The following is a 22,092-nucleotide window of genomic DNA, read 5'->3' on the forward strand; positions in this document are numbered from 1 at the left end:
CTCAAAGGGGTCCAGTCATCAGGGCTGTTGGTAACGACGACGCAGCTGTTCGAGGTTGTGTCGGCTCGTGAGGGTGTGGGGGTGATCGGGCCCCAGCACGCGCAGATAGTCCATGAGGAGTTGTTCGAAGTCGTTGATGGCGCCGGCGATGTCGCCGCTTTGCCCTCGCAAAGTGGCGAGGTTGTTTCGGGTGGTGAGGGTGTCGGGGTGGTTGGGGCCCAGCACGCGCAGGCGGTCGGTGAGGAGTTGTTCGAAGTCGTTGATGGCGTCGGCGATGTCGCCGCTTTGCCCTCGCAAAGTGGCGAGGTTGTGTCGGCTCGTGAGGGTGTGGGGGTGGTTGGGGCCTAGCACGCGCAGGCGGTCGGTGAGGAGTTGTTCGAAGTCGTTGATGGCGTCGGCGATGTCGCCGACATCGCCTCGTAAAGATGCGAGGGCGCTTCGGGTAGCGAGGGTGTCGGGGTGGTCGGGGCCCGCTACCCGGAGCTGATCGGTGAGGAGGTGTTCGAATTCGTTGATGGCGCCGGCGAGGTCGCCGTTTCGCCTTCGCCAGGATGCGAGGTTGTGTCGGGTGGTGAGGGTGTCGGGGTGGTTGGGGCCCAGCACGCGCAGGCGGTCGGTGAGGAGTTGTTCGAAGTCGTTGATGGCGCCGGCGATGTCGCCGTTTCGACCTCGCCAGGAGGCGAGGTTGTTTCGGGTGGTGAGGGTGTCGGGGTGGTCGGGGCCTGCTACCCGAAGTTGGTCGGTGAGGAGTTGTTCGGTGTCGTTGATGGCGCCGGTGAGATCGCCGACATCGCCTCGTAAAGATGCGAGGGCGCTTCGGGTGGTGAGGGTGTCGGGGTGGTCGGGGCCTGCTACCCGAAGTTGGTCGGTGAGGAGTTGTTCGATGTCGTTGATGGCGCCGGCGATGTCGCCGTTTCGACCTCGCCAGGATGCGAGGTTGTGTCGGGTGGTGAGTGTGTCGGGGTGGTTGGGGCCCAGCACGCGGAGTTGGTCGGTGAGGAGTTGTTCGATGTCGGTGATGGCGCCGGCGAGGTCGCCGCTCTCGCTTCGCCAGGAGGCGAGGTTACCTCGGGTGATCAGCGTGGCGGGGTGATCGGGGCCCGAGATACGCCGACGGTCGGCAAGAAGTTGTGTCAAGTCGGTGATGGCGCCGGCGAGGTCGCCGCTCTCGCCTCGCCGGGAGGCGAGGTTGTTTCGGGTAGCGAGTGTGTCGGGGTGATCGGGGCCGAGCATGCGGAGTTGGTCGGTGAGGAGTTGTTCAAAGTTGTTGATGGCACCGGCGAGGTCGCCGACGTCGCCTTGTCTGAGGGCGAGGGTGTGTCGGATGCTGAGGGTGGCAGGGTGGTCGGGGCCAGCCACCCGGAGTTGGTCGGTGAGGAGTTGTTCGGTGTCGTTGATGGCGCCGGCGAGGTCGCCGCTTTCGCCTCGCCGGGCAGCGAGGTTGTGTCGGACCCTCATGGTGTCGGGGTGGTCGGGGCTCATCACGCGTCGTTGGTCGGCAAGAAGCTGTGTCAATTCGTTGATAGCGCCGGCGAGGTCGCCGCTCTCGCCTCGCCAGGAGGCGAGGTTGTTTCGGATGGCGAAGGTGATGGGGTCGTCGGGGCCTAGCACGCGTCGTTGGTCGGCAAGAAGTTGTGTCAAGTCGTTGATGGCGCCGGCGAGGTCGCCGCTCTCGCCGCGTCGCGCGGCGAGGTTGTTTCGGGCGATGAGAGTGTCGGGGTGGTCTGGACCGAGGGATTCGATAAACAGCGGTAGCCAAGTAGCCCATCGTTGGCGATTGTCCGCCGAATCTGCTGTGTCCAACGTCCGCAGAAGTGTGACGGCCGAACTGGAATCGCCGATGGCGAGCAAGTGGCGGACTGCGGATGTTCGGGCGTAGCGTCCCGTCGCTTCGCTAGCGGCTGTTCTGATTGCGGTAAGGATGGCGTGGTGAGTTTCGGTTACTTGGATATCGAGCTGGATGACTACTTCGTGTATCGGTGCCAGGAAGTCAGTGTGCGCGAGCCCCAGGTTTTCCTCGGGTGTGCCGGGGTTGCTGCGGCTGATGAGAACGCCGAGGTTGGCGATCAGATCGCGGATCTGAGAAGTGTGCGTGTGTATACCGAGCGCGGGGAGCGCGGCGTGAAGCAAAGTCAGTGGGAGTACCGGGCCGGTGCCTGCCGCGGCGAGGACACCGAGGATGGCACCAATCGGCTGACTGGAGTCCGGCCCCGAGGTTTTGACGGCAGCGTGGACGCGTCGTTGGACGAGCTTGCCGAGCTGGATTTGGTTGTTGATGTCGTCGGCGTCGAAGCCAGGGATCTCAGTCATCAAGCGCGCCAGTAGCCAACCACCAGCACTGGTTCGGTCCATCAGCGAGTTCAGCCATTGGCGCCATTCGGGTCCACCGTCTCGTTGGCGGAGTATGCCGTGTGCCTGGCGGACTGTGGCGATGATGTCGTAGTCGGTAGGGGCAGTGAGATAGTGGGTGTGTTGTCCAGCGAGATGGGACGATGTTTCAGTCTCGGTTCCCTCACGGATTCCGACGATGACCCGGATGTGGGACAGAGTGGCGCGATTGGTCAATTCACCGAGGAGAGCCAAGATCTGTCTCTTAGCGCCATCTTCGGGTTGATCGAGCCCGTCAATGATGATGGCCGTCTGGCCATAACGTGGTTTCGTCAGCTCAAGTGGAAGCAACACGAGCAGTTCGGTACTGTCCGGCCGCGGACCATCGTGGCCATCGTAGCGCTGGGCAACAGTGGCGACGGCGGTTGCGTAGTCCTTTAGCCGTGACGATAGTTGGGTCGACAGTTCCTGCGTAAGTGATTCGATAGTGCTGGCCAAGTCCAGAAACACTGCCGCGGTGATGTATTTGGAGTTGAATGTTGCCTCTGGTAGCAGTGTGGGGCGGATCAGCAGCGCCATGAGGGTGGACTTGCCGCACCCAGCGGGGCCGATCACCGTCCGTAAACGATGCGCGTTGTCGGCGTAAACCTGTTCAGCGCGGTCGCACAGGGTGGAGCTGATTGCTGGCCCATTGATGAGCTGGTCGATGAATCCCGCTGAGGGACGACCGAATACGGCATCTTTGATCCGGGAGGCGTTGGGCACCAGCCACAATCCCGGGTCACCACCGACTGCCGTGCTGAACTGTCGCGGTGTCTGTCGTGTGCAGTGCGCTGCAATGTGGGGACGGAGGTCGCTTGGGAGCAGGTACGTGCCTTGCTGCGGGAGTCCGTCCTTGAAGGTTTCGAGCATCGTGCGAGTGAAGCACCCGCCGTATGCGTTTCCGTTGCTCGATGCTGCCAGCAACTCGATCCGGCCAGAGCGAGGATCGATGCCTTCGGTCCAACCATGGGCTGCTCGCGCCCCGGCATCGGCTTCACAAGCATCGACCAGCACGATCAAGCCATCTAAGCGGGCGGGAACGAGCTTTTCGAGAACTGTGTGGCCGAGGTTGAAAGCTGTGTCGGAGTCCAAGCCCTTTGCTGGATCCGAGTCTCTGGCGAGCAGATAGAACTGGTCGCGGATTGTGGACTGGCCATGTCCGATGAAACTGATCAATAAGGTGGCCTGCTGCCGAGCGGCGGCAGCGAACGCGGCATTGACCGCCGACTTCAGTTGACTGATTGTGGGATTGAGCAGCGGCCCGTCGTCTGCGGTGGCAGACTGCCAGCCGCCGAGTCGGCGCAGATCGTCGTAGAGGCGAGTCGCCAGCTCATCAGTGAAACCCAACTGCGCCAGCGCGTCACACTCGGATCCGACGATCAGTGCCAGTCTCCCGCCCATGATGAGAAAGTACTGCCTAAGTGGCAATCACGATGATTCGGTGGTGCGCGATACTGGGATCGAAGCATTAAGGATCCATCGTGATCAAGATCGTTGCGGTAGCTGTTGAACACCAATGTATTACGAGATCACGCTCGTCGGTGAGCAGTCTTCTTGCTGGTCAGGGCAGTGTTTATTCCGTTTGAACTCATAATCCATTGCTGCTGCGCCGCGCTATCAAGCGCGCATAGTGTCAGCCCCATCCCGGTTGATGTGCACGCTCTTCGGCTTGAAACCTGGCCCGCCTCGAGCCGGAAGGATCGTGACACGAATGCCGAGTGCCTTCAGGACAACGATCCGTTGGGTAATGGTGAGACTGTCCGACACCTTGTGTGCTTCCTTGGTGGTGATCTGCGAGACGACGAGTGGTCCAATCCCGCTGTGGCCTGCTGTTGCCGTTGCTGCAAGATGGGCTGAAGTGGCTGGGCGCGGAAACTTTCGCATGGCCCAAACTCTCGTTCAAATTAGGTTTCAGAACGAACTTGTGGATCTCATCTTCGACCGGTACCCGGACGACGCAATCATCTATCCGGGTCACGGCGACGACACCACCTCGGCACCGAGCGTCCGCACCTGGCCGAGTGGTGCGAAAAAGGTTGGTGCCGCCTTGTCTACGCGCGCGGCTTACTTACAGGCTATGCGCGCGGCTTGCCTCCCGGCCGCGGGTTGAGGCTTTCGAACATCCGCTCGGTGCTTTCGGCGCCGTAGCCGTCGGCGACCTGGCGGTCGACGAGGTTCTTGAGCGGGCCGACGATGTCGAGGTCGACACCCGCGTCGCGGCTGGCCGACACGATCGCGTCCATCGCGGCCTTGGTGAAGTCGAGCGATTGGAACACCGTGGTGTAGTCGCCGGTGTCGATCTGGGCCCCGGCCCGGGGCAGCGACGCGGTCATCGCCGCCAACCACCCTGCGGACCGCTGCCCGAAGTCCGCCGCGGAGATTCCTACCGTCCGCACCATCGCCGCGCCGTGATAGAAGCCCGCGAACATGGCGTACATCCCGGCCAGCAGCGCGAAATCGACCACCGACGCGCTGCCCGCGTCGGTGCCGAAGTATTCGGCGGATCCGAACAGCTTCCACACCTCGCGGTGATCGTCGAAGATTCGCTGCGATCCGCTGTAGAGGATCGAGGACCCCGGCTGTCCGATCATCGGGGGAGTGGCGATGATGCCACCGTCCAGATAGTCGATGCCGTGCCGCTGCGCCCATTCGGCGAGCTCGCGCGCGCCCTGCGGTTCGGTGCTCGTCAGGTTCACCACTGACCGCCCGGCCAGCTGATCGGCCACCGCGTCCAGCACGTCGTGCACGGATTGACGGTCGAACAGGCAGGTGACGACGAGGTCGCCCGACGCGACCGCCTCGGCGACGGTCGTCGCGCTCTTCGCCCCTGCCGCAACGAGTTCGATGTCTTTGCCCGGGCTGCGATTCCAGACCGTCGTCTGGTGCCCGCCTCGTACGAGGGCCGCGGCCAGCGCCTGTCCCATCGCGCCGAGCCCGAGCACCGTCACCGTTGTGCGCGGAGATTCCGCCATCCTGTCCACTCCTCAGTGTTGTCGAATCGCTCTGCCGTCCGGGGGTCCGGTTCGGTCGAGCGGAAGAACTTCGGTGTGGCGCGCCGGAACCAATTCTCGGCACATACCGCGGCAGCGGCAAGTACCTACTATTTGGTCGGGTACTTACCCATAGGTAAGTATCGGGTCGCGGTGGTGCGATCGCGCCATCGAGATCCAGCGGTAACCCGAGGCACATCGACACCGCAGGTGACCTGGCAAACTGGGTGGAGTGACCATGGCTCCCCAGCGCACCGCGATGGAACCCGGCAAGCAGCGTGGCTGTGGCGCCGGGCTACTGCGGTGGGCGCGACGGCTCGTTGTCGGCGCACTGCTCATGGGGTCGGTACTGGTGGGCGGGACTGCCTTTCGGGTGTGGCAGGTCGCCCGCATCGACGATTACACGAAGGCCGACGCGATCGTGGTGCTCGGGGCCGCGCAGTACTCCGGAACACCCTCGACAGTGTTCGAGGCGCGGCTGGACCGGGCCTACAACCTGTTCGAGGCCGGTGTCGCGCCCCGAGTGATCACCGTCGGTGGCAAACAGGACGGTGATCTGTACACCGAGGCCGCGTCGGGCAAGAACTATCTGGAGGCCAGGGGGATACCGGCCGACAACATCCTCGCGGTGGAGACCGGATCGGACACCTTGCGCAGTATCGAAGCGGTCGCGTCCGAAATGGACGCCCGTGAGCTGTCCTCCGCGGTGCTGGTCAGCGATCCGTGGCATTCGCTGCGCACCCGGACCATGGCGCGCGACGCCGGTTTGAAGGCATGGACCGCACCGACCCGCACCGGACCTGCGGTATACACCAGGGAATCGCAAGCCCACGGCATCCTGCGCGAGACCGGCGCATTGCTCTGGTACCAGCTCACCCATTTCTCGGCAGACTTCAAATACACAGCAGGGCAGTGAAATTCGATGAGCGACGGCTACACCGAGCACGACAGGGAGCGCCTGGTCGTCGAGGGAACCAAAACGGCCGGACTCGGTCCGCCGCGCAGCGAATTCGAAACCGGGCACCGCACCGAATTCGCGCGTGACCGCGCCAGGGTGCTGCATTCCGCGGCACTGCGAAGGCTCGCCGACAAAACCCAGGTCATGGGTCCACGCGACGGCGACACACCACGCACCCGGCTGACCCACTCGATCGAAGTCGCCCAGATCGGCCGCAGTATCGCCGACGGCCTCGGCTGTGACCCCGACCTCGTCGACCTGGCCGGCCTTGCGCACGACATCGGCCACCCGCCCTACGGTCACAATGGCGAGCAGGCACTCGACACCTTCGCCGACGCCTACGGCGGATTCGAGGGCAACGCCCAGAACCTGCGCATCCTCACTCGGCTGGAACCCAAAGTGCTCGATGCCGACGGCGTCAGCGCAGGCCTCAACCTGACCCGCGCCGCTCTCGACGCCGCCATCAAATATCCATGGGAGAGACCGGGACCCAGTACCAAGTTCGGTGCCTACGACATCGACGCCGACCGCCTCGAATGGGTCCGCAAGGGTGCGCCCGATCGCACCAAGAGTCTCGAATGCCAGATCATGGACTGGTCCGACGACGTCGCCTACTCGGTGCACGACGTCGAAGACGGCGTCATCGCCGGCCGGATCGAACTGCACGCACTCGCGGATCCGACCGAGCAGGCAGCGCTGGCCCGCCTCGGCCACGCCCAGCACCCCGCGTCGTCGGTGGAGGAACTCGTCGCCGCCGCTCAACGGCTTTCGGAGCTGCCCGTCGTCGCCGCCGTCACCGACTACGATGGCACCCTCACCAGCTCGGTGGCTCTGAAGCGCCTGACCAGCGAGCTGGTCGGCCGCTTCGCCACCGCGGCCATCATCGCGACCCGCGAGGTCGCAGGCCCGGACCCACTGTCCCGCTACGCCGCCGACCTCGAAATCCCGCGCATCGTCGCCGCCGAAGTGGCGATGCTCAAAACCATCGCCCTGCGCTACGTCATGTCCGACCCCGACCACAAACAACGCCAAGCGGCCCAGCGCGACCTCATCCTCGACGTCGCCACCCGCCTCCTGTCCGCCGCCCCCACCCACCTCGACCCACTCCTGCTGCCCTGGTGGGAAGCCGCCACCGACGACACCGCCCGAGTCCGCGTCATCGTTGACCAGATCGCCTCCTACACCGAGAGCAGGTTGGAGCGGGTCGCCACCCTGCTCGGCGACTAACGGTCGCGACAAATTCGTTGACGTAATCATTACGTCATATTATGATAGCGTCATGCTGTTTCCTACGCCTGCCCTGACGCCGAGCGATAAAAGTGTCTTGGCGGAAGTCGATCGGATGCGTAGTGAACTCCGACATCAGCTGCTCGCTACCCCGGCGAAGTGGTCCGGCGGGTTGCGCAAGTTCCTCCAGGCCGACGCGGTCGCTGCTTCCAACTCGATCGAGGGATTCAAGGTCTCGACGGTCGACGTGGAGGATCTGATGGCAGGCGAGAGTGACGTCGATGTCTCGGATGAGAACCGCGACGAGACCTTGGCTTACCAGCGGATGATGACCTACATCCAGACCCTGCACGACGTCGATGACTTCGAGTACAGCAAGGGCCAATTGAATGCGCTGCATTGGATGCTGCAGGGGCATCGCAACAGTCCGCGCAAACCTGCAGGCCAGTGGCGTCACGGACCGGTTTATGTGACCGATGCCCGGGACCCGAGTATCGCCGCATACACCGCGCCGAACGCCGAAATCGTGCCCGAACTCATGGGGGAATTGGTCGACTGGCTCAACGCCGACGACCAGTCGCATTCGCTGATTCGGGCGGCGATGGCGCATCTGCACTTGGTATCCATCCACCCCTGGGCGGACGGGAACGGGCGTATGTCCCGGTCCCTGCAAACGCTGATCATCGCCCGTGAGGGCGTGCTGGCTCCGGAGTTTTCATCGATCGAAGCGTGGCTGGGGCGTCCAGGCAATACGTGGGAGTATTACCGGGAACTCGCCCTCAGAGGCAGTGCCTACCGGCCGGATCAGGATGTCGCCAGTTGGATCCGGTTCAACCTGACCGCCTACCACCAGCAGGCACAATCCGTGCACGCTCGCCTCGATCGGTCAAGTCGTGCCTGGGAGGCGCTGGCCGAATTCGCGCGGCAACGCAAACTGGACGATCGCATGGTCACCGCGCTACATGACGTTGCCATGGCCGGACGTGTCCGCCGCACCCGATACGAACAGTCCGAGGGCCTCAGCATGCAACAGGCGCAACGGGACTTGCGCGACCTGGCCACTGCCGGCGTGCTCGAATCGGTCGGGCGAACTCGTGCCCGGTATTACGTCGCCGGATCACGGTTCCCCGAAGCGGCCCTGGAGATCGCCCGCACCCCGATGGCGCTGACCGAGCCATACGCCAACGGTGCGTAACCGGAACGAAAGTGGCATGACCAGCCGCTGGGCGCGTCGAGGGCGGACTGGCCTAGACTCTCTCCGTGGCCGGACGACTTCCAGATCGCGATATCGCGGCGATACGTGAACGCGTTCGGATCGAGGATGTCGTGGGGGAGTACGTCGCGCTGAAGCGCGCGGGCGCGGACTCCGCGAAGGGGTTGTGCCCGTTCCACGACGAGAAGTCACCGTCGTTCCATGTGCGGCCCAATCATGGGCTTTTCCACTGCTTCGGCTGTGGTGAGGGCGGCGACGTCTTCGCATTCCTGCAGAAGATCGAGCACATCGGGTTCGTCGAAGCGGTCGAGCAGATGGCCGACCGGATCGGCTACCAGATCAACTACGAGGGTGGCGGCACCTCGGTGCAGCGTGATCGCGGCACCCGCTCCCGGTTGGTCGCCGCCAACGCGGCCGCGCACGAGTTCTACATGGCCAAGCTGCGTGAGCCCGAGGCCGAGACGGCGCGCAAATACCTCACCGAACGCAACTTCGACGCCAATGCCGCCCAGCAGTTCGGCTGCGGCTACGCGCCCGCAGGCTGGGATGGGCTCACCAAGCATCTGCTCCGCAAGGGCTTCGACTTCAAGGAGCTCGAGGCCGCCGGGCTGTCGCGCCAGGGGCAGCGTGGCCCGATCGACCGCTTCCATCGGCGGTTGCTGTGGCCGATCCGCAATCTCGGCGGCGACGTCATCGGTTTCGGCGCGCGCAAACTCTTCGACGACGACACCATGCCCGGCAAATACATCAACACACCGGAAACGTTGCTGTACAAGAAGTCTCAGGTGCTCTTCGGTCTCGACCTGGCCAAGCGTGAGATCGCCAAGGGCCACCAGGCCGTCGTGGTCGAGGGCTACACCGACGTGATGGCCATGCACCTTGCCGGTGTGAAGACCGCCGTCGCCTCCTGCGGCACCGCCTTCGGCGACGAGCACCTCGCGCTGCTGCGCCGCCTGCTGATGGACGACAACTTCTGGCGCGGCGAGATCATCTACACCTTCGACGGCGATGCGGCGGGCCAGGCAGCGGCGCTGAAAGCCTTTGCAGGGGACCAGAAACTGGCCGGACAGACCTATATCGCCATCGCACCCGACGGCCAGGATCCGTGCGAGCTGCGGCAGCATTCCGGCGACGGCGCCGTCCGCGATCTGGTGGCCCGGCGAACCCCGCTGTACGAGTTCGTGGTGCGCGGCCTGCTCGCCGAGCACAACCTCGACACCGCCGAGGGCCAGGTGGAGGCGTTGCGGCGTGCGGTGCCGGTGGTCGCGCAGATCAAAGACAACGCACTGCGCAAGGCATATGCGACGAAGCTGGCGGGCTGGGTCGGCTGGGACGATATCCAGACCGTCGTGCGCCGGGTAGGCGAGGAAGCCAAGCGGAACCGAAATGGCGGGGGCCGCACCGGAATACCGAGCCGCACTGCCGCGCAAGCGAGCGCCACCGTCGCCGAGCACCCCGCTGCGCGTCCGAAACCGAACGATCCCACCTTGCTGCCGCAGCGTCAGACGCTCGGCGCGGCCCTGCAGTATCCCGCGATGGCCGGTGCCGTCTTCGACTCGCTCGAACCCGAAGCCTTCACCCACCCCGCCTACGCGGCGGTGCGTGCGCTGATCGCCAAGGCAGGCGGCACGGCGGCCGGGCTGGGCGGTGCGGAATGGGTGAACGCGGTCTGTGACGGCACCGACGACCTGACCATGCGTGCCCTGGTGTCCGAGTTGTCGGGTGAACCGCTGCCGGTGAAGACCGCCAATGGCATTCCCCGCTTCATCGCGGGTGTGCTGGCGCGCACCCAGGAGGCGTGGGTCGGTCGTCAGACCGCCGAGCTGAAATCGAAACTGCAGCGGGTGTCCTCGACCGAGGAACCCGAGGCGTACATGGCGCTGTTCGGCGACCTGGTCGCGCTGGAGCAGTACCGCAAGAGCCTGCTGGAGCAGGCCATGGGCAACCACGACGACTTCGTACCGAGCTGAACGGGTAGCCGACCGCGCCCTTGCCTCGGTCGGCCCTCCCGTTTACACCTTGCCCGGCTTGCTCAGCGCCGCAACTGATCCTGCGGAACCAGAATGGTGGTCCGCTCATCGAGCGGCTCCATCGGCTCCAGTTGCGGCCGGGTGCTCAACTTGTCCGACAGCTTCTGCCTGCCGACCAGCACGAGCTTGCGAGTCACCGGGCTTTCGGTCACAGCGCGGGTCGCCGCACTGATCTGCTCGTAGCGAACCCGCCCGGCCTTGGTGCCGAGCACATAGCCGGCCGCGACGCCGATGATCAACCGCAGCATCTCCTGGAGCTCCTCCCAATAGCCTGTCCGCGCCCACCTATCCTGCCCGACGCCCCATCCGCCTGTCGATCCGGATAGCCCGCACCCCACGACCCGCCCGGACATACTGAACTGGACGCATGTCCCCAGGTAGTGACACGATTTGGGAAGCCGCGCGGCAATACGCTAAAGTTTCTCCTCGGCGCGCCCGACACGGACGAGCCAAGGATAGTCCCCTATAGCTCAATTGGCAGAGCAGCCGACTGTTAATCGGCAGGTTTCTGGTTCGAGTCCAGATGGGGGAGCTTTGACCAGGGCGAACGTTACCGTTCGACCCTGGTTTTAGTCGTTTTTGGGGTAGAACGACACGCTTTCAGCCTGCGAGGTGGCCCAAGGCCGCCGTGAAGTCGGGTGCTTCGGTGGGTTGGTCGATGTAGTGGCGTTTGGTGATGGAGTCGTTGGCGTGGCCGAGTTGCCGGGCCGCGGCCTGGGGGCCGTACTGGTCGGCGATGAGGGATGCGACTGTCTTGCGGAAGGTCTTGGGGGTGACCCAGGCGAACTTCTCGCCGCGGGCTTGGCGCCACAGGCGGTTGAAGTTATGGGGATCCCAGATGCCGCCGTCGCGGTTGGGGAAGACCAGGTCCAGTTCGTTGGTGACTGCTTCGGCTTCGACCCGTCGGAGGGTGTCGATGACGAACTGAGGGAGGACGACTGTCCGGTAGCCGGAGTCGGTCTTGGTCCATGCACGGCAAGCCATCTGGTGCGGCCGTCCTGACGACGGTTTGCATCAAAGAGGTCGAGGAGATGCAGCCCGGACGTAGGAGCCGAATTACGCGGTCGATGTCGAGAACGGCGTGATAGCTCCGTCCTAGGGTGAGCGACCAGCTAGGGTCGCAAACCGAAGGGAGATCATCATGGACGACACCAACCAGCAGGGCCCCCACCTCGGGCGCGGGACGATCCAGCGGATGGACAACGTCGCCATCGTCGTCGACGACCTCGCCGTTGCCAAGGCGTTCTTCGTCGAACTCGGACTGGAGCTGGAAGGCGAGGCGACAGTCGAGGGCGGCACGGTGGATCGCCTCGTCGGACTCGAGGGAGTCCGATCAGACATCGCGATGATGCGCACCCCCGACGGCCACGGGCGGCTCGAGCTGACCAAGTACCACACGCCGTCGAGCCGAGACGGTGCCCCGCGCGCTCCCGCGAATATGGTGGGCGCACATCGCATCATGTTCGCTGTCGAAGACATCGACGACATCGTCGACCGCTTGCGGCGACACGGAGCCGAACTCGTCGGAGAGCTGGTGCGGTACGAGAACAGCTACCGGCTTTGCTACCTGCGCGGCCCCGCGGGCATCATCGTCGCGTTGGCGGAGCAGATCAAGTGACCGGTCGGTGCAGGGCCCAAGACGGGAGGGAACGGGCGTCCTCTCCAGCATCGGGGTGACCGTCAGCGTTCCCGACGCCACCAACTGCGGGCAAAGAACTCGGTGGCGCCGCGACCAGACGCTACAAGGTGGTAACCGATCGATTCGGCGGCGTCATCACCATGTATCCGATCCCTTAGAGCGCGTCTTACGTGGTTGTAATTAGCTGATCGGTGTTGGTTAATCTGTTGTGGTGGAGGAGCTTTCGCGGCGGTTGGTGCCGGATGAGTTGTGGGAGTTGGCCGAACCGCTGATCCCGAAGTTCGACGCTAGCCCCCAGGGCGGCGGCACGGCACCGGTGGACGACCGTGCGGTGCTCACCGCGATCGTGTACGTCCTGACCAGTGGATGTGCCTGGCGGTATCTGCCGCCGTCGTTCGGGGTGACGGTCCCCACCGCGCATCGCAGGTTCAGCGATTGGACCGAAGCGGGCCTGTGGCGCAAGTTGCATTGCGCGGTCCTCGACGAACTCGGCAGCCGGGGCCTGGCCGACTGGTCACGCGCGGTCTGTGACGGAGCGTCCGTGCGGGCGAAAAAAGGGGACCCATGACCGGCCCGAACCCGGTCGACCGAGGCAAGTCGGGATCGAAGATCCACGTGCTGTCCGACCGGGCCGGCCTGCCGCTGTCGGTCGCCGTGACCGCCGCGAACACCAACGACGCCGCAGCTCTCAAACCGCTGGTCAGGGCCATCCCCGCCATCAAATCCCGACGCGGACCGCGTCGCCGCAAACCGGACAAGCTGCATGCCGACAAAGCCTACGACCACACGGAGCTGCGAGAGTGGGTGCGCGACAGGGGAATTGCGGTGCGCATCGCCCGCAAAGGCATCGAATCCAGCCAGAAACTCGGAAAGCATCGCTGGGTGATCGAGCGGTCCATCGCCTGGCTGTTCGGCTACCACCGCTTGAGCATCCGATACGAGCGCTACGCCAACCACTTCTGCGCCTTCCTTACCCTCGGGGCCACACTCACCTGCTACAAGAAACTCGCCAAAGCGACCACGTGAGACACGGTCTTAGCGGGCAGCTGTCAGCGGTTTGTGGCGTGTACTCGGGGGAGGCGGTGCAGGCTTCGGGCGATTCGGCCCCGGGACCGTCTGTCGGTGCGACAATCATGATGTTGCTCAGGGAAAGCGAACCGGTGTTCAGTGCAGATACCGAGCTTCGCTCTCTGCCGCCGTACTGAGGTTTCGACCTCGAGCGCTAGGGGTCGCTGCCACGAGGGGCGGCTGCACTGGGGAGCGTCGCATTTGGCTTCAGGTTTGTGCTGCAGTGAAAGTGGCACTGTTCCAATGGATTTCGTGATGCACGTTTCAGTGCGGCATCCGCGCGATGTCGTGTGACGGATAGAACGATCCCTGCGGAGGAGAACATCATGGCAATCACCCAGATTCCGGCACCCGTCGAAGAGGTCATCCGGCGGATGCGCGCCATCAAGGACGAACTCGACCCGCGAGACGGTGTCGCGAGCTTCAACAACATGTACCTGCGTGTCACCGAGTTGGTGGGTCGACAGATCACCGAAGGTTTCTTCAAGGACCCCGGATTCGTCGAACGCCTCGACGTGATCTTCGCGCAGCTGTATTTCGACGCCGTCGACGCCGCCAAACGCGGTAAGCCGCCCAATCCGGTCTGGAAACCGGTCTTCGACTCCCGCGCCAACCGCACCGTGTGGCCGCTGCAATTCGCACTGGCGGGCATGAACGCCCATATCAACCACGATCTGGCGGTCGCGGTGGTCGAAACGTGCAAGGAACGGGCCACCACCCCCGACACCAAACCGGTGCACGCCGACTACCTCAGGGTCAACGAACTGCTGGCCAAGGTCGAGGCGGAGATCCGGGCGGAATACGAGCCCGCGCTGCTCAAACTGAGTACCAGGGACGCTGAAGCGCTGAAGCACATCCTCAGCAGCTTCAGCATCACCCGCGCCCGAGACGCTGCCTGGGCCACCACCCAGATGCTCTGGATACAGCGCGACAACACCCTGCTCCTCAAATTGACGAAACGATCCCTCGAGGAAACCGTCTCCACCGCAGGCCGAATGCTCCTCACCCCGGTCATTCCACCGCCGAAGTGACGATCGGACGACTTGGCCGACGCCGTCGAGCGGTTCGGCCGAGTCGTCCACCGTGGTGAGCGCCGAACCGTGCGGCTCTGGATAGTTCGGGCGTCGTTGGTGTGCCGATTCGTTCCTTGCCGGGGTGACGGAGTCGACGCGGTGCTCTCGCTACGTCATGGTCGCCGTCCGCACCTTCGTGGACCCCAACGAGGCTGCGGGATTCGCCGTTGTGGGCGGTCCCGTATTTCGGTGTCGACCTGGTGCTGCCCCGCCGATCACGATCGGCGGGGCACAGCGGTGCGGAGGTGCTTGACCTCGGGCTCGAAACCGAAGGTTCAGTGGAGAATCGGGAAGTTGGCGCGGAATACGCCGTGTGGGTCGCGGGCCTGCTTGAGCTTTCGCAGCCGGTCCAAGGTGCTGGTGTCGAAAACCTCTGTGACACTGTCGCCGGCGGACAGGACGGTGTACGGTTTGCGGCCGCTGACTCGCGCGCCCAGATCGGCGATGATGCGCTTCTGAGTGGAGTTTACCGCGGCGAGGGTGTCGGGGTCCGAGCCGATGGCCTGCAGAGACAGTGCGTAGGGCTCCGCGAACGGCGGGACCGCGCCTCGGGTGGGCTCGGCGAGCGCGCCTCCCAGCTGCCGGAGTTGGATGCCCATCAGTGGATCGATCGGTGCGTGCAGCAGAATCTCGACGGCGGCCTCGTCCAGTGTGGTCAGCAGCTCGGTTCGCACCAGTCCGGGGCCCGGTGCGGTGGGCTCGTTGACGATGGTGCCCAACTCGGCCGGGGACAATTCCCGGCGCGTGTCCGCGAGGATGCCGTCGATCGTGTCCAGCCGTCGCAGCAGTTCCCGCCCGCGCGCCGATTCGCCCAGGTAAGTGGCGGCAATCGCGATTACCGGCGGAGCCTGCGGCAGCTGCAGCCGATTGAGCCAGACCGTGAGTTCGGCCGGTGCGTGATCGGTGATGTCCTGGAAGGCATCACGGACCGCCTCGGTCTGCTCGGCCGGCCAGGCGATCAGGCCGCCGAAGAGGGCCGGAGCCGCGAACAGATCGAACTCCACCGCCGTCACCAGTGCGAAATCCCCACCGCCGCCGCGCAATGCCCAGAACACCTCCGGGTCGGATTCAGCGGTGACCCGGGTCTGATGACCGTCGGCATCGACGATGTCGAAAGCTCGGACGCTGTCGGCCGCCCAACCGTATTTGCGGCCGAACCACGACAATCCGCCGCCGAGGGTATAGCCGACAACGCTGATTACCGGGGAGCTTCCGGCCAGCCCGGTCAAGCCGTGTGGGGCGGCCGCCGCCTGCAGTTGGCCCCAATTGGTTCCCGCACCGACGCGGGCACGTCGCCGCGCTGGATCCACCTCGACCCGATCGAGTCGGCGGGTGCGCACCAGGATGGTGCCGGCGGTATCACCGGAAGCGCCGTGGCCGTTGGGCTGAGCTGTCACCGACAGACCTGCGGCGCGTGCGTAGCCGACCACCGCGGCCATATCGTCCGCGTCTTCGACGTGCACGACCGCCGCGACCGGCTGGTCGATATTCAGATTCCACGGCGTCCGTGCGGTATCGAACTCTTCGTCGCCCGGCAGCAGTACTCGGCCGCGCACGGCGGATCGCAATGTGTTGTGTGACATCTGGATTTCCTTCGCTACGAAATATTCACCGCGTCGTGCCCGAGCCACTGGACGGAGCCTGGCTCGGGGCAGGGCGCCGGGTGGTCGGGTCGGTTGCCGGGGAGATGGGCGTGGGCATCGGAAAGGCCGCTTCGATATGGGCGGCGGCGGTCAGCGCGCGGACCTCGGCGAATGGGGCGGTGATCAACTGGACCCCGATGGGAAGACCCTCGACCGAGACGCCCGCGGGGACCGTGACCGCGGGCAGGGCCAGGTAGTTGGCGGCGATCGTGAGGCGGTGCGCCGCATACATGGTCGCGACCTGTGCGGTGCCGCCCAGGTCGTAGCCGACCGGCCAGGGCAGTTCGGTCGAGACCGGGCCGAGCACGATCGGGTGCTCCGCGAGGAAACGGGACCAGGCCGCGCGGCGGGTGAGTCGCTCACTCAGCGCGGTCATGTAGCCCGCCAGATCCAACGGCGGGAACAGGTTGATCGCGGCGTCTACGAAGGTGTTCAGTCCGGCGCTGCCGACATGCCGCATGGCTTCGCGGCGCTGGACCACCACCTCGGTGGAGACCAATCGGCCGTAGTCCGCCGCCACCTCGCCCAAGTGCGGCGGATCCAGTTCGGCTACCGGATATCCCGCGCGTTCGAGGGCGTCGGCGCAGCCGAGCACCGCGGCCCGCACCTGCGGATCGATATCGTCACCGAGCGTGACGGCGACCGCGGGCAGAGCGGTGTCCGTCGCGTCACGCACCGGAATCCATCCGGGATCGCGCACGTCAGCGCTGTCGCGCAGGACCTCCAAGGCGGTCGTCAGATCGCGCACGCTGCGCGCCAACGGCCCTGGCGCCGCGAACAATTGGTTTGTCGGTGCGGGCGCGGCCCCGGGCAGGCTCGAGGCCACCGCCACCCGGCCGGGCGTGGTACGCAGCGAGGCGACTCCGCAGAACGCGGCGGGTACCCGCAGTGAACCGCCGAAGTCGGTGCCCAGGCCGAGGGGTGTCATGCCCGTCGCTACCGCGGCGGCGTCACCGCCGCTGGAACCGCCCGGGCTGCGGGTCGGGTACCACGGATTCACCGTCGGGCCCGCCTCGTCGTTGTCGGTGTGCCAGCGAGTGGCGAAGTCCGGCATGTTCGTTCGCCCGATGACGATCGCCCCGGCTCGCCGTAGTGCGGACACCGCGGGTGCGTCCGCTGTCGCGATGGCCTGTCCGAAGGCCGCCACGCCCCAGGTGGTCGGGCTGCCCGCGACATCGAGGTTGTTCTTGACGGTGACCGGAACCCCGTGCAGCGGCCCGGTCGGCCTCCTGCGGTCGGCCGCGGCCGCCTCCGTACGCGCGGCGTCGGCGAATACCGCTGTAAGCGCGCCGATTTCGGAATCAACCTGCTCGATGCGCTCGAGATGCGCCTCGACGACCTGGGCCGCGGTGACGGCGCCCTCGGCGATCAGCGCAGCGAGCGAGACCGCATCCCGCGTCCACAGCGCGCTGTCCCGGCCGGTGGTCACGATGCCTCCTGTTCGGCGAATACCGCTGTGGTGCGCGGTGTTCGGCTGTCGTCGATGGATTTGCCGAGGGTGATGAAGAACAGGACCAGCCCGGCGGTCAGGAGGATGTGGCCCACACCCGAGACGAGCGCGATTGCCGCACCACTGCTCTTGCCCAGCACGGTGAGGGTGCCGTGCAGCGTCATGGCCGCGACGGTGATGACCAGGCCGATGTTGTACAGCCGGAAGAACCAGCCGTACAGGCTTTTCCGGGCGCTGAGCGTGAACTGCTTCTCCAAGGCCAGCACGATGAGGAAGAACAGCATGCCCAGCGCCAGCAGGTGGGTGTGCACGACACTGAGCTGCGACTTCCCGGTGAAATGTTCGATCTTGGTGATCTCGCGGTAGTAGAACCCGGAGATCAGGCCGATGATCATGTAGATGTGAGCGGTATTGACCAGCGTCTTCATCGGGCGCTCAACGGTTTTCACGGCGTAGCAGCAGCGCGCCGCTGGCGGCCACAAGGGCGGCGGTGAAGCCGTGCACGCCCAGGGCGGTGGCGGTGGAACCGTGGCGCAGCAGGATGGTGAGCATGTCGCCGGTCGGGATGAGGGCGACGGTGAGCGTGGCGATGCCGACGGCGCGCCGCTGCCCGGCCGCGAGCAAGGCGAGCAAGATCAGGCCGGAGACCACATCGCGGACGCCTTTGACGTTCAGGAAACCGTCGGCTTCGCTGTGCGGCCAATCAGTGAAGCCGAACCCCTGGGCCATTTGCTGTGGGACGAGCAGATAACCGCCGCCGACGGCAATGATGAACCCGGCACCCAGTACGGCGCCGGCCATGCCGACACGTTCGCCGAGTCGGCGGAAATTACGCACGGAAACAACTGATTCCGCATTCGAGGGAACGGACATGAGCACTCCTGGATCGGTGGGATACGCGTCCAGAGCATCCAGTGCTGCCCGTACCGTTCGCTGACAGTCGTTGTCAGCGAACGGTACGCAGCAGTTCGAGCACCGCCTCGTCCGGAAGCCGGGCGCCCGCGAGGAATTCCGCGCCCAGACGCGCGGGCCCGAGCGCCGCTTCCGCCTGGTCGAGCGCTCGCCGCCGCAACGGGCCGATGCGAATCACCCCGGCCCTGCGGTTGATCCGGTCGGTGGCGCCGAGAATGCGGGCCGCGCGCCCCGGGGCATCCTTCGCCAGCGCGACCAGGGCGTAACCGATACCGACCTCGGCCAGCAGCGCCGCCGAGGTCTGGGCGGCCAGATCGCGAGGCATGGCCAGCTCTCGCAGCGCGTCGTCCGGCTGCCCCGCCGCGACCAGGGTCGCCGCGTGCACGGTGCTCACGAAGACCGGGTTCACGAAGCGGACGGTATCGTGGCGTCCCGCGGGCGGCGGGCCGGCAGGGAGCGGCTGCTCGGACATCCGCCGGAACAGTTCCATCGCGCGGTCGTTGTCGCCGCGCAGGTGCGCCAGGTGCGCCTGCGTCGCCGCCAGGAAGCGCCCGGGTGCGGGGATGATGTGCGGGGTGATCAGGGGCTCGGCCCGGTCGAGATAGGTTGCCGCGCTGTCGGTATCGCCGCCGACCAGGTACATCTCCGCCGCGAAGAGCAGCACGCCGATGCGCTCACCGGCGCCTAGGTCGGCGCTGAGCAGTTCCAGCGCGTGCGCGATCAGCGGGCGGGCGCTGTCCAGGCCGAGCATCCGGGTCCGGTAGCTGGCCAGGGAGATCAGGGCGCGGCTGTGTGACCGGGCGTCACCGTGCGCGCTCAGGCAGGTCAGCGCCGCCTCCAACGTGGGCAGGGCGCGGGCCGGATGGTCGCCTCCCAGTTCATCGAAACCTTGTGCTATCAGCGCATTTCCGCGTAGCCATGGATCGTCGGAGGTGGTGCAGGCGGTCAACAGGCTGTCGTCGTCGCCGAGCAGGTCACGCAGCGCCAGTATGAGCACGAACATCGGGTGCGGGGGCCGATCCTCGGTGAGGGCCGCACGGGTCAGTCGCTCGAATTGCCCTGTGTTCTCCCGGATTTGGCCCCACCAGATGTTGGTGAAGTACGCGAGCAGCTCCTCGCCGTACCGGCAGGCCAGGTAGGCCCCGGTGCACCCCGGCGGCGGTGTGTCGCCGAGCAGGGCGAGGACCTCGCGGCGGCGTTCGGAGATGTCGCCGTGCAACCCGCGCAGCAGCCAGTACCAGACGAGATTCCCGTACAGGCGAACCGCGCGCTCGCCGTCGCCCGCGTCCAGCGCCCACCGCAGCGCGGTTTCGCAATTGGCGTGCTCGGCGATCAGACGCGCGAGCCAATCGGGGTGTGCGGCAGTGCGTAATCCGGGGGCGGCGGCGTCGGTGAAGTCCAGGAAGCAGTCGGCATGGATGCGGGCGACCTCGTCCGCCTCGCCGACTGCGGTCAATTCCGCGGTCGCATAGGCTCGGATGGTCTCCGCCATTCGATAGCGCTGTCCGTCGAAATCCACCAGCGACTTTGTCACCAGTGAGGTGACCGTGTCGATGGCGTCCGGACCACACACCCTGGTGATGGCGTCCAATGTCGCGCCGCCCGCGAAAATCGAAAAATGCCGGGCTGCTGCGGCTTCCGCATCGGTGAGCAGTTCCCAGCTCCAGGCGACAGCCGCGTGCAAGGTGCGATGACGCGGGACCGCGTGACGAGTGCTGTTGGTGAGCAGCCGGAAGCGATCGGTGAGCCGCGCGCTGAGGTCCGGCAGCGGCAGACTCCGCACGCGAGCGGCGGCCAGCTCGATGGCCAGCGGCATGCCGTCGAGGCTGCGCACGATGGCACGGATATCCGCGGAATTGCTTTCGGACAGCGCGAAATCCGGGAGGGCCGCGGTGGCGCGGTCGAGGAACAGCCGGACCGCGGGCGATGCGGCTGCCGCCGGGAAATCCACGTCGGCTTCGGGCAGGTCCAAGGTCCGGACCGGATACAGTCGCTCGCCGTCCACGCCGATCGGCTCCCGGCTCGTGGTGAGGACCCGCAGCAGGGGTAGCCGTTGCAATAGATCGTCGATCAGGCGCGCGGTCGCCTCCACGACATGCTCGCAGTTGTCGAGTACCAACAGCATTCGGCGGCCGGACAGCGTCCGCTCCAGTACTTCGGCCCACTCAGTGCACAGTTCGTCGGGTCGCTCGAACCCGGCGAGCGCGTTCACTATCGCCACTCCGACCGCGGTCACGGCAGATCGGCCGGCTCGTTCTCGCTCGAGTGCGGCCAGTTCGACGAAGGCGTAGTCATCCACCCAGTCCACGGCGTGCGCCCTGACTGTCTCGGCGGCCAGCCGAGTCTTCCCCACGCCCCCGCTACCCGACAGTGTCACCAGTCGGGACTCGCGCAACGCCTGCCGCACTCCGTCCACATCGTGTCCGCGTCCGACGAAACTGGTGCGACGCCCGGGCAGCAGCGGCGCGGATACCATCGATGCCCCGGTGGTCGGGGATGCTGCCACAACTCCCGTGCGACCCGATCCGGACGTCGTCTCGGAGACAGGTCCGTCGACGGTGGGATCATGGGATGCGTTGGTGTGAAGTTCGGCCAGGGCCGAGCGCAGCACCTCGGCGGGTGTCGTGCCCAGCTCCTCCCGTAATAGGGCCTCGGTGCGTTGAAACTGCTGTATCGCCTCGGATGTGCGCCCCGCTGCCGCCAGTGCCAGCACCAGTCGCGCGGCCAGCGTCTCACGGAACGGATGTGCCGCGACTTCCGTGCGGAGCTCACGCAATACTTCGCCGCCTCGGCCCAAGGCTCGCAAGGCGTCCGCTCGCAGTTCGATCGCTTCGAGCCGCTGTTCGGTCAATCGCAGTGCCGCAGCGTGCAATACGTCCGATTCCCCCACATCGATCAACGGCTCCCCGCGCCACAGCGCGAGCGCGGTATCGAAGCGCGCGATGGCTCGTTCTGTCTCCCCGGCCGCGAGCAATGTCCGCCCCGCCTCGACCTCACGCGTGAACAGATGCGCGTCGACGTCCTCGGACGCAAGTTCGAGCACATACCCGCCCCCATCCCTCCGCACCACCCCCGGCGCCGCCGCGCGCAACCGACTCGCCAAGGTCTGCAACGCATTCCCTGTCCCCGCCGGCGGGTCCTCTCCCCACACCCCGTCCACCAGTCGCGCCACCGGAACCACTCGCCCGGCTTCGAGCGCGAGCAACCCCAGCAATGCCCGTACCCGCGGCCCCCCGACCGACGCCCTCGTCCCGTCCGCGGCCTCCACCATCACCGGACCCAATAGTCCTACCAGCATGAATCGCTCATCTCACGATCGATCCTGCGTGGCGGCGAGCCTCTCGTCAACCCGGGCCAACCTGGGGATCGGTGCCGGCAGTGGGGCCGCCGCGGGAGGCGCCGTCACGGCGATCTCGGTGGGGAGAGGGTCTCATGACTGGGGCAACCGATAGTCAGCATGCCCAGACCTACTTGACGCTCCCGATACCGATCTTCGCGGCGCCAAAATCGAGATCCTCG

General features: G+C 65.8%; 16 protein-coding genes, 1 tRNA gene and 1 pseudogene. 9 read left to right on the top strand and 9 right to left on the bottom strand.

The window, feature by feature from the left end:
- Window positions 1-18 precede the first annotated feature (18 nt).
- Entirely contained in the window at window positions 19-3,771 is a 3,753-nt protein-coding gene (locus OHA42_RS13805) for a tetratricopeptide repeat protein (RefSeq protein ID WP_406237313.1), read from the bottom strand.
- A gap of 535 nt (window positions 3,772-4,306) precedes the next feature.
- On the opposite strand from OHA42_RS13805, the pseudogene OHA42_RS13810 reads away from it, so the two are divergent.
- A pseudogene (locus OHA42_RS13810) lies at window positions 4,307-4,410 on the top strand (MBL fold metallo-hydrolase); the annotation flags it as partial.
- Between the two features lie 35 nt (window positions 4,411-4,445).
- On the opposite strand, the gene OHA42_RS13815 reads toward OHA42_RS13810, so the two are convergent.
- Window positions 4,446-5,342 carry an NAD(P)-dependent oxidoreductase gene (locus OHA42_RS13815; protein ID WP_406237315.1) on the bottom strand — a complete coding sequence of 299 codons (897 nt, stop codon included), beginning with the start codon at window positions 5,340-5,342 and terminating at the stop codon, window positions 4,446-4,448.
- 256 nt (window positions 5,343-5,598) lie between these two features.
- Here OHA42_RS13815 and OHA42_RS13820 point away from each other — a divergent pair, with 256 nt between their 5' ends.
- The 4 genes from OHA42_RS13820 to dnaG all read left to right on the top strand — a co-directional run bounded on the left by OHA42_RS13820 (window position 5,599) and on the right by dnaG (window position 10,728).
- Complete coding sequence (locus tag OHA42_RS13820; RefSeq protein ID WP_406239341.1) at window positions 5,599-6,276, top strand: YdcF family protein; 678 nt, start codon at window positions 5,599-5,601, stop codon at window positions 6,274-6,276.
- 6 nt (window positions 6,277-6,282) lie between these two features.
- Window positions 6,283-7,545, top strand: a complete 1,263-nt coding sequence (locus tag OHA42_RS13825; protein ID WP_406237317.1) for a deoxyguanosinetriphosphate triphosphohydrolase — start codon at window positions 6,283-6,285, stop codon at window positions 7,543-7,545.
- 52 nt (window positions 7,546-7,597) lie between these two features.
- Window positions 7,598-8,740 carry a Fic family protein gene (locus OHA42_RS13830; protein ID WP_406237319.1) on the top strand — a complete coding sequence of 381 codons (1,143 nt, stop codon included), beginning with the start codon at window positions 7,598-7,600 and terminating at the stop codon, window positions 8,738-8,740.
- Between the two features lie 65 nt (window positions 8,741-8,805).
- Window positions 8,806-10,728: a DNA primase gene (gene dnaG / locus OHA42_RS13835; RefSeq protein ID WP_406237321.1), complete on the top strand. Its 1,923-nt coding sequence runs from the start codon at window positions 8,806-8,808 to the stop codon at window positions 10,726-10,728.
- A 62-nt stretch (window positions 10,729-10,790) separates the two neighbouring features.
- Here dnaG and OHA42_RS13840 read toward each other — a convergent pair whose 3' ends face one another.
- Window positions 10,791-11,036: a hypothetical protein gene (locus OHA42_RS13840; RefSeq protein WP_366528207.1), complete on the bottom strand. Its 246-nt coding sequence runs from the start codon at window positions 11,034-11,036 to the stop codon at window positions 10,791-10,793.
- Between the two features lie 211 nt (window positions 11,037-11,247).
- On the opposite strand from OHA42_RS13840, the gene OHA42_RS13845 reads away from it, so the two are divergent.
- Window positions 11,248-11,320: transfer RNA gene (locus tag OHA42_RS13845), tRNA-Asn, on the top strand.
- Window positions 11,321-11,388: 68 nt separating this feature from the next.
- On the opposite strand, the gene OHA42_RS13850 is transcribed toward OHA42_RS13845, so the two are convergent.
- Complete coding sequence (locus OHA42_RS13850; RefSeq protein WP_406237322.1) at window positions 11,389-11,772, bottom strand: tyrosine-type recombinase/integrase; 384 nt, start codon at window positions 11,770-11,772, stop codon at window positions 11,389-11,391.
- 157 nt (window positions 11,773-11,929) lie between these two features.
- Here OHA42_RS13850 and OHA42_RS13855 point away from each other — a divergent pair, with 157 nt between their 5' ends.
- The 3 genes from OHA42_RS13855 (at window position 11,930) to OHA42_RS13865 (ending at window position 14,526) form a co-directional block, all read left to right on the top strand.
- A complete protein-coding gene (locus OHA42_RS13855) occupies window positions 11,930-12,406 on the top strand; it encodes a VOC family protein (protein WP_406237324.1) in 477 nt (158 codons plus the stop codon).
- A 229-nt stretch (window positions 12,407-12,635) separates the two neighbouring features.
- A protein-coding gene (locus OHA42_RS13860; protein ID WP_406237326.1) for an IS5 family transposase occupies window positions 12,636-13,453 on the top strand; the annotation gives its coding sequence in 2 pieces (ribosomal slippage) (window positions 12,636-12,989 and window positions 12,992-13,453; 816 coding nt in all).
- A gap of 368 nt (window positions 13,454-13,821) precedes the next feature.
- Window positions 13,822-14,526 (top strand): DUF5995 family protein, encoded by a 705-nt coding sequence (locus tag OHA42_RS13865; RefSeq protein WP_406237328.1) that lies wholly within the window; start codon window positions 13,822-13,824, stop codon window positions 14,524-14,526.
- 317 nt (window positions 14,527-14,843) lie between these two features.
- Here the strand turns inward: OHA42_RS13865 and OHA42_RS13870 are convergent, their stop codons facing one another.
- The 5 genes from OHA42_RS13870 to OHA42_RS13890 form a co-directional block, all read right to left on the bottom strand.
- On the bottom strand, window positions 14,844-16,151 hold the full coding sequence (locus OHA42_RS13870; RefSeq protein ID WP_406237330.1) for an FAD-binding oxidoreductase: 1,308 nt from the start codon (window positions 16,149-16,151) through the stop codon (window positions 14,844-14,846).
- A 25-nt stretch (window positions 16,152-16,176) separates the two neighbouring features.
- Window positions 16,177-17,640 (bottom strand): amidase, encoded by a 1,464-nt coding sequence (locus OHA42_RS13875; RefSeq protein ID WP_406237332.1) that lies wholly within the window; start codon window positions 17,638-17,640, stop codon window positions 16,177-16,179.
- The gene (locus OHA42_RS13880) at window positions 17,637-18,089 is read right to left on the bottom strand and encodes a DUF2871 domain-containing protein (protein ID WP_379062718.1); all 453 of its coding nucleotides are present in this window, start codon (window positions 18,087-18,089) and stop codon (window positions 17,637-17,639) included. The genes OHA42_RS13875 and OHA42_RS13880 overlap by 4 nt, the downstream gene beginning before the upstream one ends.
- A gap of 7 nt (window positions 18,090-18,096) precedes the next feature.
- On the bottom strand, window positions 18,097-18,534 hold the full coding sequence (locus OHA42_RS13885; protein WP_406237334.1) for a DUF4267 domain-containing protein: 438 nt from the start codon (window positions 18,532-18,534) through the stop codon (window positions 18,097-18,099).
- A gap of 73 nt (window positions 18,535-18,607) precedes the next feature.
- Window positions 18,608-21,871: an AfsR/SARP family transcriptional regulator gene (locus tag OHA42_RS13890; protein ID WP_406237336.1), complete on the bottom strand. Its 3,264-nt coding sequence runs from the start codon at window positions 21,869-21,871 to the stop codon at window positions 18,608-18,610.
- Between the last annotated feature and the right edge of the window lie 221 nt (window positions 21,872-22,092).

The organism is Nocardia sp. NBC_01009 (assembly GCF_045208035.1).
GTDB lineage: Bacteria > Actinomycetota > Actinomycetes > Mycobacteriales > Mycobacteriaceae > Nocardia.

Coding starts and splice junctions, on each gene's coding strand:
- OHA42_RS13820 (WP_406239341.1), top strand. CDS start 5,599: ATGGCTCCCCAGCGCACCGCGATGGAACCCGGCAAGCAGCGTGGCTGT.
- OHA42_RS13815 (WP_406237315.1), bottom strand. CDS start 5,342: ATGGCGGAATCTCCGCGCACAACGGTGACGGTGCTCGGGCTCGGCGCG.
- OHA42_RS13890 (WP_406237336.1), bottom strand. CDS start 21,871: ATGCTGGTAGGACTATTGGGTCCGGTGATGGTGGAGGCCGCGGACGGG.
- OHA42_RS13885 (WP_406237334.1), bottom strand. CDS start 18,534: ATGTCCGTTCCCTCGAATGCGGAATCAGTTGTTTCCGTGCGTAATTTC.
- OHA42_RS13825 (WP_406237317.1), top strand. CDS start 6,283: ATGAGCGACGGCTACACCGAGCACGACAGGGAGCGCCTGGTCGTCGAG.
- OHA42_RS13880 (WP_379062718.1), bottom strand. CDS start 18,089: ATGAAGACGCTGGTCAATACCGCTCACATCTACATGATCATCGGCCTG.
- OHA42_RS13865 (WP_406237328.1), top strand. CDS start 13,822: ATGGCAATCACCCAGATTCCGGCACCCGTCGAAGAGGTCATCCGGCGG.
- OHA42_RS13805 (WP_406237313.1), bottom strand. CDS start 3,771: ATGGGCGGGAGACTGGCACTGATCGTCGGATCCGAGTGTGACGCGCTG.
- OHA42_RS13830 (WP_406237319.1), top strand. CDS start 7,598: ATGCTGTTTCCTACGCCTGCCCTGACGCCGAGCGATAAAAGTGTCTTG.
- OHA42_RS13855 (WP_406237324.1), top strand. CDS start 11,930: ATGGACGACACCAACCAGCAGGGCCCCCACCTCGGGCGCGGGACGATC.
- OHA42_RS13840 (WP_366528207.1), bottom strand. CDS start 11,036: ATGCTGCGGTTGATCATCGGCGTCGCGGCCGGCTATGTGCTCGGCACC.
- OHA42_RS13850 (WP_406237322.1), bottom strand. CDS start 11,772: ATGGCTTGCCGTGCATGGACCAAGACCGACTCCGGCTACCGGACAGTC.
- OHA42_RS13870 (WP_406237330.1), bottom strand. CDS start 16,151: ATGTCACACAACACATTGCGATCCGCCGTGCGCGGCCGAGTACTGCTG.